This is a genomic window from Flavisolibacter ginsengisoli DSM 18119 (assembly GCF_900129295.1).
In the GTDB taxonomy this organism is placed as follows: Bacteria; Bacteroidota; Bacteroidia; order Chitinophagales; family Chitinophagaceae; genus Flavisolibacter; species Flavisolibacter ginsengisoli.
The window spans coordinates 72,384-86,830 of the sequence record NZ_FQUU01000015.1; the positions used below are offsets into that span (position 1 = coordinate 72,384).

A 14,447-nucleotide genomic window follows, 5' to 3' on the forward strand; every position below is an offset into this window, starting at 1 on the left:
TAAAATGTAGTGTCTCCTATTTAAATGATAAATGGCATTTTGTTCTACATAAAAAAGCCCACACCAGGGTGTGGGCTCGCGAGAATAATTTATTTGCTATTTACTCAGGTACATACTTCTGTCTTTGTACAATTGCCTGAAGTAAGGATCCCTCAGGTCTTTGATAAAGCGGATAGCCTCTCCCGTTGATTTCATTTCAGGTCCCAACTCTTTATTTACACCCGGAAACTTATTAAATGAAAATACAGGTTCTTTAATAGCAAAACCATTCAGCTTCTTTTCAAATGTAAAGTCGGTGAGTTTGTTGGCACCTAACATCACTTTGGTAGCTACATTCAAATAAGGAATACCGTAAGCTTTTGCAATAAAAGGCGTGGTACGTGAAGCCCTCGGGTTGGCCTCGATCACGTATACCTTTCCATCCTTTATAGCAAACTGGATGTTGATCAGTCCAAGGATATTCAAAGCCCTTGCAATCTTCTCAGCATAATGTTCCATGGTGGTTACAACTAATGGTGTGAGGTTGAATGCTGGCAATACGGCATTGCTGTCACCACTATGAATACCTGCTGGTTCAATATGTTCCATCACTCCCATCACATGAAAGTTCTCACCATCGAATATGGCATCTATCTCTGCTTCCTGGCAACGGTCAAGGAAATGATCGATCAATATCTTATTACCTGGAATATGTTTCAACAGGCTGATAACTGCCTTCTCCAGTTCTTCATCATTGATAACGATACGCATTCTTTGTCCACCCAGTACATAGCTGGGACGCACCAGCACGGGGTAACCAACTTTCTTTGCCACTTCCACTGCATCATCCACATCATAGGCAGTTCCATAATTTGGATAAGGAATATCCAGTTCTTTAAGCATATCGCTAAAGCGCCCGCGATCTTCTGCTATATCCATATTATCATAGGAGGTTCCCATGATCTTGATTCCTTTTTGATGCAGGCGCTCCGCCAGTTTCAACGCTGTTTGCCCACCCAATTGCACTATGACACCTTCAGGCTTTTCATATTCAATAAGTTCCCAAAGATGTTCCCAAAATACAGGTTCGAAATACAGCTTATCAGCCATATCAAAATCCGTAGATACGGTTTCTGGATTACAGTTGACCATGATGGATTCATAGCCAGCTTCCTTAATGGCCAATAGGCCATGGACGCAGCAATAGTCGAATTCTATTCCCTGGCCAATGCGATTGGGACCACTTCCCAATACAATTATTTTCTTTTTATCTGAAACCTTGCTTTCATTGAAATTTCCTTCTTCAAAGGTTGAATAGAAATAAGGTGTTTTTGCTTCGAACTCAGCGCTGCAGGTATCTACCATTTTATATACACGGGTGATGCCTGCTGCTTTTCTCTTTTCGTACACTTCTTCTTCACTGCCATCCTGGATGATACGGGCTATCTGCTCATCGCTGAATCCATGCACTTTAGCCTTGCGCAACAAATCTGTTGGCAATTCTTCCAACCAGTAATTACCCAGTTCTTTTTCTATGTTACAGATCTTCTGGATCTCGTAAAGGAACCAGCGGTCAATGTAAGTGGCTTTGGCAATGGTATTTACACTGATGCCAAGCATCAGCGCATCTTTGATCCTGAATATGCGATCCCATTTCGGAGTTTTAATGTATTCCAGCAACTCTTCCGACCTCATGCCACTTTTGCCATAATAACCAAGACCCACTGCATTATTCTCCAGGCTCTGACAGGCTTTTTGAACAGCCTCTGTAAAGCTTCTTCCAATAGCCATTACCTCACCCACACTTTTCATTTGCAGCCCCAGCGTATCATTGGCACCTTTAAATTTATCGAAGTTCCAGCGTGGGATCTTTACAATGACATAATCAAGGGCAGGCTCAAAATAGGCTGATGTGGTTTTAGTGATCTGGTTTTCCAGTTCATCCAATGTATAGCCAATAGCCAGCTTGGCAGCTATTTTGGCAATAGGATAGCCTGTTGCTTTTGATGCCAGTGCTGAAGAACGGCTTACACGCGGATTTATTTCGATAGCGATAATTCCCTCTGATTCAGGATCAAGAGCAAACTGCACGTTGCAACCACCGGCAAAATTCCCTAAGTCGCGCATCATCAAGATAGCGGTATTGCGCATTAACTGGAAAGCAGTATCGCTAAGCGTCATGGCAGGGGCTACAGTAATAGAATCGCCTGTATGAACACCCATTGGGTCAAAATTCTCAACGGTACAAATGATACATACATTATCAGCGGAATCACGCAGCAATTCCAGCTCAAATTCTTTCCAGCCAAGGACTGCTTTTTCTACCAGTACTTCATGAATAGGCGAAGCCTGTAAACCACGTTGCAGGGCTTCATCAAGTTCAGAAGCGTCATGCACAAATCCTCCACCCGTGCCACCCAGTGTAAAAGATGGCCTGATCACCAGTGGAAAGCCGATGTCCTGTGCAAATTCCTTTCCTTCCAGGAAGGAATTGGCGGTGTGTGCAGGAGCTACAGGAACGCCAAGGCGTATCATCCACTGGCGGAACTTCTCCCTGTCCTCCGCCTTATCAATAGCTTTAATATCCACACCTATCAGGCGGACATTGTACTTTTCCCAGATGCCCAGGTCTTCTGCTTCCTTAGCAAGATTGAGCGCTGTCTGCCCTCCCATTGTAGGAAGTACGGCGTCGATATTATTTTCCTCAAGTATCTGCTCAATACTTTCCACGTTTAGTGGCAACAAATAAACCCTGTCGGCCATCATTGGGTCTGTCATGATGGTGGCCGGATTACTATTAATAAGGATCACTTCAATACCTTCTTCACGCAAGCTTCTTGCAGCCTGGGTACCGGAGTAATCAAATTCGCAAGCCTGGCCGATAACAATAGGCCCAGAGCCGATAATTAATACTGATTTTATTGAGGAGTCTTTAGGCATCTGTGTTGATAGCGGCTTTTTTCCATGCAGGCTGTTGCCGAATAAAACATATGAAAAAAGCCTTATTTACTTGATTTAAGGATATAAAAAAACCGGGCTTATGCCCGGGGTGCAAAAATAGGGTAATTGAAGGTTTACCTTTGCAATGTTTTTGGACTATTAACAGCCTGTTGAGAAAAGTTTAAACAGTTCCGTTAACAGCAGTTGTTCTACCTTGCTTTTTGCCAAACATATTTGTCAGGCCGCCAAGATTTTCATCAACAAGCTTTTTGCCTTTGTTTACAAGGTCTTTCTTCTGTTGATCAGTCATCTTAGAATATTTATAAGCACCAAAGGCAGCAGCACCTAATAACAATAATGATCCAATCCCGGATTTACTTTTCATAATATAAGTTTTAGTGCCTGGTAAGTAAAAATCTTATCAGGCGAGGTTAAGAATGAATTTTCGTATCGTGTTACCTATATAATAAAATATCGTACCGTAAAAAAAGATTGTATGAAAAACTTTTAATTATTGGAAGGTGTTTCTGTTGAGGCCGCATTTGTGGTTTTAGTTCCACTTTTAAAAAGCCCTTCAAAAAACTCTTCCATTTTAGGCATATATTCCTTCAATGCATCAGAACCTTTTGTTTTTAATTCATTGAAGTATTCCATAGCCTGGTCTTCTGCATCCATTGCTGTCTTTTTTACTTTATTGGCTTTGTCCTTTATATCATTAGCCAGCTTTTCTTTTTCTTCATCTGTAAGATTCATGTATTTATAGGCACCGAAGGCAGCTGCAGCACCGAGTAGGAAAGTGGCAAGGTGTTTATTATTTACACTCATTGTTTGGGGTTTTTAGGTGAAAAATTTTTTATTACTCTATTAAGTTACCAATTTTATGCCCAGCTTTTATGGAATAATGATTGAATGCAGATTCGGTCTGTTAAATGGAATATGATGCTCAAAAAACTACCCTTCCTTTTTTTCTCGTTTCTTTTCGCTGGTTACTGTGAAGCACAAACGTACCCTCAAAACTATTTCCGCCATCCGTTGGATATTCCCATGAAACTGGTGGCTAATTTCGGGGAGATCCGCGCCAACCACTGGCACATGGGGCTCGATATTCGCACCCAGCAAAAGGTGAACCTGCCGGTGTATGCTGCAGCCGATGGATATGTTTCCAGGATAGTGGTGGAACCTGGCGGCTTTGGGCAGGCAATCTACATTGATCATCCAAATGGTTACACAACATTATATGCCCATCTTAATGCATTTTTTCCGGCGCTGGCCGACTATGTTAAAAAACAGCAATATGCCAGGCAAAGCTGGAATATTGATATCTCCATTCCAGGCAATCTGTTTCCGGTAAAAAAAGGAAGTTTTATAGCCAGGAGCGGCAGCACCGGCGGGTCGGAAGGTCCCCATGTGCATTTTGAGATCAGGGACACTAAAACCGGCAAATGCCTCAATCCCCTTTTGTTTAATTTCCCCATTACAGATGCGGTGCCTCCATCCATCTACAAACTGGCCATGTATGACCGTAATAAAAGCACTTATGAGCAAACCCCCCAGGTAATCTCACTCAAAAAAGCAGGTGCAAAATATTTATTGCCATCTGACAGGCTTAGGGTTGGCTCCAATAAGATCAGCTTTGCTATTAATGCCGTTGATCATTTTAGTGGCACCTTAAACCCCAATGGTATCTATTGTGCGGAGATCATGATGGATGACAAACCAGTGTCCCAATTCGTGCTCAATAATATTGGCTATGACGAAACCAGGTATATCAATGCGCAGGTAGACCTCCCTTTTAAGTCAAGAGGCGGACCTACCATGCAGCAGGTAAGTCCATTGCCCGGGGCAATGAATGTAGCGTATGATGTTTTTAATGGCAATGGCATCATTGAGCTAAAGGACAAGGAGGTACATAATATTGACATAGAAGTGCAGGATGCTGATAAGAATACTTCCACCATTCATTTTAGTGTGCAATATGATCCCACACTTGCCAAACCTTATACACCAACAGCAGCCCAGGAATTAATTCCCGGGCAGGTAAACGTGGTGGAACTGGATGCCTTTGAATTGTACACCACTGAGGCTACACTCTATGATTCTATCCATGTCAATTATGAAATAGTTCAGAATAAGGAATTGGGTGCCGTTTCAGCTTTACATAAATTTTTATCTGCAGGCATTCCTGCACATGATTTGTTCACTGTACGGATCAAACCTGATACTGACATTGCTCCGGAACTAAGGGACAAGGTGATCATTAAAAACATTGCCGGCAGCAGAACTTTTATATCGAAAGCAACCTGGCAAAGCGGGTGGCTATCTGCTAAGTTCAGGCAGTTTGGTAGTTTCCAGGCATTTATTGATACCATGCCTCCAACTGTGAATGCCCCACCAATAAATTTGTCAAAAGCTTCCAGGCTGGTATTTACACCACGGGATAATTTCAATACTATTAAAAGCTTCCGGGCTGAAGTGGATGGCAAATGGTTATGCTTTAGCAATGACAAGGGCAAGACCTGGATCTACCAGTTTGATGAAAACTTTCCGCCCGGGGCGCATGAATTAAAATTGACCATACAGGATGAAGCAGGCAATGTGATGGAAAGAACATGGAATGTGAGGAGATGATTTTCCTGTTATTTACATTGTAATTTTGATTCTTCACCTATGTAATATTTTTACATTATTCATTTTACATTTTCTCATGGCTACACATTTACAGGTTGGACAAAAAGCTCCTGCTTTTTCTGGGGTTGACCAAGATGGTAAAAAAGTATCGTTGAATGAACTGAAGGGTTCGAAGCTGGTATTGTATTTCTATCCTGAAGATGACACCCCGACGTGTACCATCCAGGCCTGCAATCTTCGTGACAACTATTCATTGTTGAAAAAGAATGGCTTTAAAGTGATAGGTGTGAGCCCTGATGCTGAAGATAAACACCGGAAGTTCAGGGAAAAGTACGACCTACCCTTTACACTGCTTGCCGATCCCCAGCATAAGATCATTGAAAAGTATGGTGTCTGGGGAGACAAGAACCTATACGGAAGAAAATATATGGGTATTCTCCGTACTACCTTTGTAATAGATGAAAATGGCGTGATACAAAAGATCTTCCTTCGTCCGAAGAATAAAGCGCATGCTGAAGAAATAGTGAAGGGCTAAGTGATTACAGGATCATAATACCCATTCTACCTCGCCTACTTCAAAGCGTTCTTCCAATGTATGTTCCACCACCAGTTGTCCCAGATCGGTGACTTCACGCACGGTAGCTTCAAATATCCTGGAGCCCTGTTTCAACTTTACCTTTTTTCCATAACCAAACAGGTGTTCCTGGTATTGTCTTGATATCTCTGCAGGATCTTGCAATAATTTATTGAACTGTATATCCAGGAAAATGCATAATTCCCTGGCTAATGCCGCGGGTTCAAAAATATTGCCGGTAATTTCCCTAAGCGACACTGCTTTATTCTTAAGTCCTTTGAAAGAAGTTTGATTGATATTCAAACCAATACCAGCAATGGTGTACTTCCATTCGCTACCCATAATAATATTCTCGATCAATATGCCCCCTGCCTTTCTGTCACGCCAATAAATATCATTAGGCCATTTAATGGAAGTGTCAGTTGTTGTATAGCTGTTAAAAAAATTAAGCGTTGCCGTGGCTACCAGCTTACTTATCATAAACAATTGCGAAGTAGAATAGGCAGGAGGTTGAAAAATAACTGATAAAGCTATATTGGAACCGGGCTCTGAAATCCATGTTTTATTACGCTGTCCGCGCCCCCTGGTTTGCTCCTGTGCGAACACAGCGGTACCATGCTGTGCCATACCTGCATGCACCAATCCCATGGCATAGTTGTTGGTGCTATCCACGGTGTGCAGTTCAATGAAAGGGGTACCTATTGGGTTTAAAGATGACAATTAACTACTATTTTTGAGCAAAGAAAAATAACTTTAATTGTTACTACCCTAAGTGACCGCACTTATTTTATTATTATAACAAAAAATACTATTACTATTTGGAACCATTAGAAGTATTAGCCACACGTAAGAAAGGCGTTAGCCGGTTGAACAAAAACTCTAAAATCTTTAAAACAATCATAAAGGCTATTCAGGAAAAAAAGGGTGAAAACATTATTTCCCTGGACCTTCGAAAAATCCCGGAAGCAGTTGCCGACTTTTTTATCATTTGCGAGGCCTCAAACCAACCGCAGATAAGAGCAATTTCTGATTTCATAGAAGACCAGGTAAAAACGGTGTGTGGTGAAAACCCATACAGGCATGAAGGAAAGCAAAACCTGCAATGGGTGCTGCTTGACTATGTAAATATTGTTGTTCATATCATGTTGCCTGAGCAGAGGAAATTTTATAAACTGGAAGAAATGTGGAGTGATGCAACCGGAGAAGAGCATAATGGATAGGAAATCTATTTGTTAAATAGCTTTCCTCCTTAGATATTCCACTAAAAATTCAATTACTTGCATCTTTAGCTATAAGATTAATAAGAAAAATTAAAATGTCACAAGAGCCATATAAGAACGATAGCAAATCCCGACTTCCTAAATTCTCTAATAGAACTACAGGTTCAAACAATGATGGAGAATCACCCCGCAAAGGGCCGAAATTCAGTATTTACTGGGTTTATGCCATCATTTTTGCTGTATTGATCGGCTTCCAGTTTTTTGGACCTTTCTCTACTTCGCTGGAGAAAACGAATTTTGAAAACTTCAAGCAGATGGTATCCCAGGGTGATGTTTCTAAATACATCATTGTTGATAACAGGGACATTGTTCGGGTTTATTTAAAGCCAGAAGCTATCCAAAAATATGCTTCCACCTCCAAGACCAAATTCACACAAGAGGGTCCTCATTACTATTTCCGCATTTCAGCCAATGAAGATGTACGTAAGGAATTGAATGATTACTATGTTGTGGCAAAGGTGCCTCCGCAAAACCAACCGGGTTCTGATGTGGAAAATGAGACTAACTGGTTTAGTCCAATACTTCAGACCTTGTTACCTATCCTGATATTCATAGGTCTCTGGATCTTATTGATGCGCAAGATGGGCGGCGGTGCAGGAGCAGGTGGCGGGCCTGGCGGCATATTCAATATAGGTAAATCAAAAGCTACCCTGTTTGATAAGGGTACCCGTGTTAATATAACTTTCGCTGATGTTGCAGGGCTTGATGAGGCTAAGGTAGAGGTTATGGAGATCGTTGACTTTCTCCGTAATCCTAAGAAATATACATCTCTTGGTGGTAAAATACCTAAAGGTGCACTTTTGGTTGGTCCTCCCGGAACAGGTAAGACCTTGCTGGCTAAGGCTATGGCAGGAGAAGCACAGGTGCCATTCTTCAGCCTGAGCGGTTCAGATTTTGTGGAAATGTTCGTTGGTGTAGGTGCCAGCCGGGTTCGTGACCTGTTCAAGCAGGCGCGTGAAAAAGCTCCCTGCGTGATCTTTATTGACGAGATAGATGCTATCGGACGTGCCCGTGGTAAGAACATGATGATGAGCAATGATGAAAGAGAAAGCACTTTGAACCAATTGCTCGTTGAAATGGATGGGTTTGGAACTGATACAGGCATTATAGTACTCGCAGCTACCAACCGCCCGGATGTACTGGATACAGCGCTTTTACGCCCAGGTCGTTTCGACAGGCAGATTACGATAGATAAACCAGACGTAAAGGGACGCGAAGCCATCTTTAAGGTACACCTGAAACCAATTAAGGTATCTGAAAAAGTAGATATACATAAACTGGCAGAGCAGACTCCCGGTTTTGCGGGGGCTGATATAGCCAACGTTTGTAACGAAGCAGCCCTTATAGCTGCCCGTAAGGGAAAAACAGCTGTTGATATGACTGATTTCCAGGATGCGGTTGACCGGGTGATCGGTGGATTGGAAAAGAAGAATAAGATCATTTCACCGGATGAAAAGAAGATCATTGCCTACCACGAAGCAGGACATGCTATTTGCGGATGGTTCCTGGAACATGCCTATCCATTGCTCAAGGTTACAATTGTACCAAGAGGAACGGCAGCCTTAGGATATGCCCAGTACACACCAAAGGAACAATACCTGTACAATACAGACCAGCTCAATGACCAGATATGTATGACATTGGGAGGCCGCGCCAGTGAAGATATTTTCTTTGGAAAGATATCTACAGGAGCACAGAACGACCTTCAGCAGATCACACGTATTGGTTATGCCATGGTAACTGTTTATGGTATGAATGAAAAAGTGGGCAACATTAGTTTTTACGACCCCCAGCAGGATAATTCTTTTACAAAGCCTTATTCTGATGAAACGGCTAGGCTTATTGATGAAGAAGTGCGAAAGCTGATAGACGTAGCTTACTTAAGAACCAAAGCACTTTTGACTGAGAAGAAAGCTGAAGTAGAAAAGCTGGCTGAAGCATTACTTGAAAAAGAAGTCTTGTTTCAAAGTGATGTGGAAACACTGATAGGGCCACGACCTTACGAAGACAAGCACTTACTGGATGTGGATGATGAAGAAGCAGAAAAGCATCCTGAAGGTGGAATTAGCGAAGGCGTGCCTCCTTATGATCCAAATGTTACCAACCAAGCTCCTGCACCCCAATGAGTAATTCACAGGCAAAGAATAACATTCTGAAAAAAATACGTATGGCGTTGGCTCACCCAACGCCATTGCCTTTTCCCAAAAGCGAAGGAGCTGGCAGTGTCTTCCAGCCGCAACAACAGGACCTTGTAGTGGAATTTGCCGAGCAATTTTCCTCTTTACAGGGTAAATTTCTTTTTTGTGAGAATGAAAAGGAACTTGTTGCCCAATTCAATAAGCTATGCTACCAGAATCAATGGACCCGCATTTATTGTGAAGAGGAAAAATGGAAATCATTGATATTTCCTAACAGTTTGCATAATGACATTGCAAGCTGTGAAGCCTCGATAACGAGTTGCGAATTCCTGGTGGCGCGTACAGGTAGCATGGTATTAAGTTCTGTGCACCAGGGCCGTGTACCAAGCGTATATGCTCCAGTACATATTTGCATTGCCTATACATCCCAACTGGTGTATGACATCAGGGATGGATTGGTAGCCTTAAAGCAAAAGTACCATCAATACCTTCCCTCTCTCATAACCTTTGCCACGGGACCAAGCCGCACTGCCGATATTGAAAAAACCCTGGTAGTTGGCGTGCATGGTCCAAAAGAAGTATATTGTTTTGTAATTGACGACCAGCAATAGCTACTGATCCTATGCAGATTCCACCGGGCAAAAAAATATACTTTCTTTCTGATTTTCATTTAGGTGCGCCTAATGAAGAAAGCAGCCTTGAAAGAGAAAAGCGTATAGTTAGATTCCTGGATGAAACCAGGGCAGACGCCTTCATGATCTTCATTGTTGGGGATATGTTTGACTTCTGGTATGAATACCGCAAGGTGGTTCCAAAAGGTGGTGTCCGATTATTAGGAAAGATAGCGGAACTCACAGATGCAGGTATAGGGATCCATTTCTTTGTTGGCAACCATGATATGTGGATGCGCCAGTACTTTCAAAAGGAATTGAATGTTCCGGTCTATTTTGAACCCAAAACCTTTGAGTTCAATGGCAAAAGCTTTTACATTGGTCATGGTGATGGCCTGGGACCCGGAGACCATGGTTACAAAGCCATGAAGAAAGTATTCAGGAACCCTGTCTGTCACTGGATGTTTGGAATACTTCCCCCTTTTATCGGAGTGGGCATAGCTAATTATTTCAGTCATAAAAGCCGCTCAGCAACTGGCGATAGCGAGGAAAATTTCCTTGGAGAAGAGAAAGAATGGTTGCTGATCTATAGCAAGGAAATGCTGAAGCAGCAACATTTTGATTTTTTTGTCTTCGGGCATAGACACCTGCCCATAGATTATCGTCTAAAAGATAACAGCCGCTATATTAACCTTGGCGAATGGATGAATTTCAGCACCTATGCCATCTTTGATGGTACAGATATGGAGGTGAGGTCCTATTCAGGCATGGAACATAAAATCTATAAGAACTGGTGAAGCAATTATTTATTATATACCTGTTAGCCTCTGGTTTTCTACCCTGCCTTGCACAGGTGCAGCCCGATTCCGGCTTTACCCTGGTGAAAACGTATAAAGGAGATATCACGGACGCTGTTATGGATAACCTTGACAACCTTTATATCATTTCTTCCTCGGGCCAGGTTCGTAAATTCAATGACAAAGGTGATTCGGTAGCAATCTATAACCAGGTACGCAATGCAGGCAAATTATTTTCCGTGGATGTATCGAATCCATTAAGGCCCCTGTTGTTTTACAAAGATTTTTCCACCATAGTTCTCCTGGATAGGTTTTTGGCCAACAGGGCATCTATAGATCTGAAGCGATACAATATCCTGCAACCGGGAGCTGCCGGGATATCTTATGATAATAACATCTGGGTGTTTGATGAATATGACAATAAGTTGAAGAAAGTAGATGAGCAGGGAAAACTGCTTGTGGAAACTCCTGATCTGCGAACACTTTTCCCTGTAAGTGTTCATCCGCAAAAGATCCTTAGCGATAATGGCCTTGTATATCTTGCCGACAGCGTTAATGGTGTGTTTGTTTTTGATAATTATGGAGCCTATAAGAAAAAGATCGGCGTTACCAAATGGCAAAGCATTGCAGTTAAAGAAAACTATATCATACAAACCCATCCTAACGAGATCATTGTATACAATACCAGTAATTTTATGGATGTAAAGAAACCAATACCGGCCTCCTTTCAACCCTATTTCCATTCTTTTTCGACATCTGCCAGGCTGGTCACATTTACAAACGACACCTTACGGATTTACCAATACAGGTTTTAGTTTTGCAGTAATCTATAATTTTAATCCAAATCCTTGAGATGAATTCTTTCTTAGACCGTATTTATTTGGATAATTCTGTGAGGGATTATTTATGGGTGTTGGGCGTTATCCTGTTTGTACTTATCCTGAACCGGCTGATCTCTAAATACCTTGCGATATTACTGTGTAAAGTATTCAAGAGAGCATGGAAAACCTTTGATCAACAAAAGTTCGTTGACCTGATCATTGTTCCCCTGGGGACCTTTTTGGTGATCTCAGTATCAATTATTGCATTATACCGGCTGGATTTTCCTTCAGCTTTAAATATTAAAATCTACAAGTATTCCCTTGAAAAGGTATTGCTTTCGATTGGTATAGCTATACAGGTAATAGCTTTTATATGGTTGATATTACGCATCATAGATTTCATTGCATCTGTACTGGAAATAAAAGCCAACCAGACGCCCAATCAAAGTGATAATCAACTGATCGTTTTCTTTCGTGATTTCCTGAAAGTAATCGTAGGCATTATAGGGGTAATGATGCTGCTGCACTTTGCCTTCAATTATAATATCAGCAGCCTTCTGACCGGCTTAAGTATAGTTGGTGCTGCCATTGCACTTGCTTTGAGGGAGAGCCTTGAAAACCTCATCGCTTCATTTGTGATCTTCTTTGATAAGCCGTTTACTACGGGTGATTTTGTAAAAGTTCAAAGCGTATCAGGCACTGTGGAACGCATTGGTCTGAGAAGCACCAGGGTAAGGACTGCAGATAAATCTTTTGTAACGGTGCCGAATAAGCAAATGGTGGACAGCATTCTGGATAATGTATCGCTCCGCTCACAAATACGCGGGGAGATAAACTTATTCATTAACCTCCAAACCTCGCCACAAAAGCTGGAGCAATTGCTGGCAGAGATCAAAAAATATCTGAGCTCTATACCTGAAGTACAATCGCATACGGTGCTTTTTAATGATATCAGGGTACAGGCCTTTATGGTGTTTATAGAGTTCTTTACACCCCCTATGCAATGGAGCCAGTTTACTGCTATTAAGCAGCAGGTAAACTTTTTTATTCTTCAAACCATGGAAAAGCTGGAAATAAAGATCACAGCTGAAGGAAAAGATATTGCCATAGTATCTTAATGCTTACTTCAAAGCATAAATAATTCCGGCAACCCGGAATACTCTGTTATGTGCAAGCTTTATTAATTTGTCTTACCAGCAATAATTTGCCCCAATTCCCTGTCAAACATTCCTGTAGTGCCATATTCCACAACCCTGCCTATTTCCTTACCGTTTTTCATCACTATAAATGTTGGGACGTTGATGACATTAAATGCTTCAGATAAATGCTGAATGGTCTTTTTATTATGATCTACACCGATTAATGTAATTCTATCAGGGGATAAACCTGAAGCATCGCTCAGCACATAAAATTTTGGGAGTATATACTTGGTATCGCTGCACCAGGTGCCACCAAAAGCAATGATATTGATAGAATCTTTGTTGGCCCTTAATGCCTTTAAAGCGCTTTGGTCAGGTGTATAATCTTTTTGATTTTGTAAAAACCAGGTAAAGCTGGAATCATTAGCTAATTCCTGCCTTGAGATAAAACCTTTTATTATTTTATTTCCCTCCGGATCATGGCTAATTTCTGCTGATTGTGCAAACACGATGCATGTAGAAAAAAGTATGGCCGTTAATAATAGTATCTTCTTCATAATGATTCTTGTCTTTCAAAATTACTGCGGCAGCCGCAGGGCACAAGACAGTTGTTGTTAAAGAGATGCTACAAATTGGCCTTTAGTTGCAGAAGAAAGGAACGAAGTTTTTGCAGGGATTGTACCATCTCATATTTTTCTCTTCCCTGCTTGTTTTTTTTCAGAAAGTCCTTGGCACCTTCAATGGTGAATTTCCTGCGTCGAAGCAGGTCGTGAATCATCTGGAGGTTCTTTACATCTATAGGTTTAAAAAAACGGTCTCCTTTGCGGTTCTTGCGGGGTTCCAGGATATCAAATTCATTTTCCCAAAACCTTATCAGGGATGTGTTTACCTTAAACATATTGGCTACCTCGCCAATTGAATAGTATTGTTTTTGAAATAGCACTTCATCCTCCGGCACCTCCACAAGATCTATTTCAGCTTCGATATCCTTTAAAGGCTTTCTGCCCCTGCTACTTTTTGGTGCCACTGGTTTATCCTGGGGCACAGGCTGCCCTGAGAGAAACTCTTTAGGTTGCTCCTCTTCCACTTTGGAAGAAAAATCAAACATGATCTGTGGCAAAGGCTTATCCATATGGAATAAATATAAAAATAAGAAGGAATAGGTTATCTGCCATGTGGAATAAAGATCCAGAGGGCTGCTTATCATTAATTTAAGGCAACTGGTCAATGTGTTTAACAGTTACATTACATTTGCCCACGTAATTGGTTCCCGGTTGTCATAAGCCGGGATGAAAAGGGAAGCCGGTGAAAATCCGGCGCTATCCCCGTAGCTGTAAAAACCCCTGGACATTCCAGGAAGATCAACCTGATACTTATGCCACTGTTTCATTAACGGGAAGGCTTTCAGGTTAGGTTTAAGCCAGAAGACCTGCCAGTTACCTTAATCTAATTTCATGCTTTCGGGTGAAAGGCAGAGAGGATAAGGCGTAAGATTTATCTATCTCTTTTATTACCAGGAAGCAGTCACCACAAAATTTAA

The 14,447-nt window shown here is 41.6% G+C and carries 14 protein-coding genes and 1 riboswitch; of the genes, 8 read left to right on the plus strand and 6 right to left on the minus strand.

Annotation, left to right across the window (positions count from 1 at the left end):
* Positions 1-96: 96 nt before the first annotated feature.
* From carB to BUA53_RS15900, 3 genes are all read right to left on the minus strand, one after another.
* Positions 97-2,919, minus strand: coding sequence for a carbamoyl-phosphate synthase large subunit (carB, locus tag BUA53_RS15890; protein ID WP_072836385.1), 2,823 nt, complete (start codon positions 2,917-2,919; stop codon positions 97-99).
* A gap of 181 nt (positions 2,920-3,100) precedes the next feature.
* Complete coding sequence (locus BUA53_RS15895) at positions 3,101-3,304, minus strand: hypothetical protein (protein WP_072836386.1); 204 nt, start codon at positions 3,302-3,304, stop codon at positions 3,101-3,103.
* A gap of 122 nt (positions 3,305-3,426) precedes the next feature.
* Complete coding sequence (locus BUA53_RS15900; RefSeq protein ID WP_072836387.1) at positions 3,427-3,744, minus strand: hypothetical protein; 318 nt, start codon at positions 3,742-3,744, stop codon at positions 3,427-3,429.
* A gap of 84 nt (positions 3,745-3,828) precedes the next feature.
* Here BUA53_RS15900 and BUA53_RS15905 point away from each other — a divergent pair, with 84 nt between their 5' ends.
* Both BUA53_RS15905 and bcp read left to right on the plus strand, forming a co-directional pair.
* Positions 3,829-5,547 carry a M23 family metallopeptidase gene (locus BUA53_RS15905; RefSeq protein ID WP_084080170.1) on the plus strand — a complete coding sequence of 573 codons (1,719 nt, stop codon included), beginning with the start codon at positions 3,829-3,831 and terminating at the stop codon, positions 5,545-5,547.
* A 76-nt stretch (positions 5,548-5,623) separates the two neighbouring features.
* Positions 5,624-6,082, plus strand: a complete 459-nt coding sequence (bcp, locus tag BUA53_RS15910) for a thioredoxin-dependent thiol peroxidase (RefSeq protein ID WP_072836388.1) — start codon at positions 5,624-5,626, stop codon at positions 6,080-6,082.
* Positions 6,083-6,094: 12 nt separating this feature from the next.
* Here the strand turns inward: bcp and BUA53_RS15915 are convergent, their stop codons facing one another.
* A complete protein-coding gene (locus BUA53_RS15915) occupies positions 6,095-6,841 on the minus strand; it encodes a biotin--[acetyl-CoA-carboxylase] ligase (RefSeq protein ID WP_072836389.1) in 747 nt (248 codons plus the stop codon).
* Positions 6,842-6,939: 98 nt separating this feature from the next.
* Between BUA53_RS15915 and rsfS the strand changes: the two genes are divergently transcribed.
* The 6 genes from rsfS (at position 6,940) to BUA53_RS15945 (ending at position 12,886) form a co-directional block, all read left to right on the plus strand.
* Entirely contained in the window at positions 6,940-7,341 is a 402-nt protein-coding gene (gene rsfS / locus BUA53_RS15920) for a ribosome silencing factor (protein ID WP_072836390.1), read from the plus strand.
* 95 nt (positions 7,342-7,436) lie between these two features.
* Entirely contained in the window at positions 7,437-9,527 is a 2,091-nt protein-coding gene (gene ftsH / locus BUA53_RS15925; protein WP_072836391.1) for an ATP-dependent zinc metalloprotease FtsH, read from the plus strand.
* Positions 9,524-10,150 carry a LutC/YkgG family protein gene (locus tag BUA53_RS15930; protein WP_072836392.1) on the plus strand — a complete coding sequence of 209 codons (627 nt, stop codon included), beginning with the start codon at positions 9,524-9,526 and terminating at the stop codon, positions 10,148-10,150. The genes ftsH and BUA53_RS15930 overlap by 4 nt, the downstream gene beginning before the upstream one ends.
* Before the next feature lie 11 nt (positions 10,151-10,161).
* Positions 10,162-10,947, plus strand: a complete 786-nt coding sequence (locus BUA53_RS15935) for a UDP-2,3-diacylglucosamine diphosphatase (protein ID WP_072836393.1) — start codon at positions 10,162-10,164, stop codon at positions 10,945-10,947.
* Positions 10,944-11,762 (plus strand): NHL repeat-containing protein, encoded by an 819-nt coding sequence (locus tag BUA53_RS15940; RefSeq protein WP_072836394.1) that lies wholly within the window; start codon positions 10,944-10,946, stop codon positions 11,760-11,762. The genes BUA53_RS15935 and BUA53_RS15940 overlap by 4 nt, the downstream gene beginning before the upstream one ends.
* Positions 11,763-11,800: 38 nt before the next feature.
* The gene (locus tag BUA53_RS15945) at positions 11,801-12,886 is read left to right on the plus strand and encodes a mechanosensitive ion channel family protein (RefSeq protein WP_072836395.1); all 1,086 of its coding nucleotides are present in this window, start codon (positions 11,801-11,803) and stop codon (positions 12,884-12,886) included.
* Between the two features lie 62 nt (positions 12,887-12,948).
* Here BUA53_RS15945 and BUA53_RS15950 read toward each other — a convergent pair whose 3' ends face one another.
* Both BUA53_RS15950 and BUA53_RS15955 read right to left on the minus strand, forming a co-directional pair.
* The gene (locus BUA53_RS15950; RefSeq protein ID WP_072836396.1) at positions 12,949-13,464 is read right to left on the minus strand and encodes a thioredoxin family protein; all 516 of its coding nucleotides are present in this window, start codon (positions 13,462-13,464) and stop codon (positions 12,949-12,951) included.
* 68 nt (positions 13,465-13,532) lie between these two features.
* Complete coding sequence (locus tag BUA53_RS15955) at positions 13,533-14,039, minus strand: MerR family transcriptional regulator (RefSeq protein WP_084080176.1); 507 nt, start codon at positions 14,037-14,039, stop codon at positions 13,533-13,535.
* A gap of 115 nt (positions 14,040-14,154) precedes the next feature.
* Positions 14,155-14,358, plus strand: a riboswitch (cobalamin riboswitch).
* The last annotated feature ends 89 nt before the right edge of the window (positions 14,359-14,447 follow it).

What these genes read in the sequence shown, in the direction of transcription:
- BUA53_RS15930 (WP_072836392.1), top strand. Translation starts at nt 9,524, where the DNA reads ATGAGTAATTCACAGGCAAAGAATAACATTCTGAAAAAAATACGTATG.
- BUA53_RS15935 (WP_072836393.1), top strand. Translation starts at nt 10,162, where the DNA reads ATGCAGATTCCACCGGGCAAAAAAATATACTTTCTTTCTGATTTTCAT.
- BUA53_RS15900 (WP_072836387.1), bottom strand. Translation starts at nt 3,744, where the DNA reads ATGAGTGTAAATAATAAACACCTTGCCACTTTCCTACTCGGTGCTGCA.
- ftsH (WP_072836391.1), top strand. Translation starts at nt 7,437, where the DNA reads ATGTCACAAGAGCCATATAAGAACGATAGCAAATCCCGACTTCCTAAA.
- bcp (WP_072836388.1), top strand. Translation starts at nt 5,624, where the DNA reads ATGGCTACACATTTACAGGTTGGACAAAAAGCTCCTGCTTTTTCTGGG.
- BUA53_RS15945 (WP_072836395.1), top strand. Translation starts at nt 11,801, where the DNA reads ATGAATTCTTTCTTAGACCGTATTTATTTGGATAATTCTGTGAGGGAT.
- carB (WP_072836385.1), bottom strand. Translation starts at nt 2,919, where the DNA reads ATGCCTAAAGACTCCTCAATAAAATCAGTATTAATTATCGGCTCTGGG.
- BUA53_RS15895 (WP_072836386.1), bottom strand. Translation starts at nt 3,304, where the DNA reads ATGAAAAGTAAATCCGGGATTGGATCATTATTGTTATTAGGTGCTGCT.
- BUA53_RS15950 (WP_072836396.1), bottom strand. Translation starts at nt 13,464, where the DNA reads ATGAAGAAGATACTATTATTAACGGCCATACTTTTTTCTACATGCATC.
- BUA53_RS15905 (WP_084080170.1), top strand. Translation starts at nt 3,829, where the DNA reads ATGCAGATTCGGTCTGTTAAATGGAATATGATGCTCAAAAAACTACCC.
- BUA53_RS15955 (WP_084080176.1), bottom strand. Translation starts at nt 14,039, where the DNA reads ATGGATAAGCCTTTGCCACAGATCATGTTTGATTTTTCTTCCAAAGTG.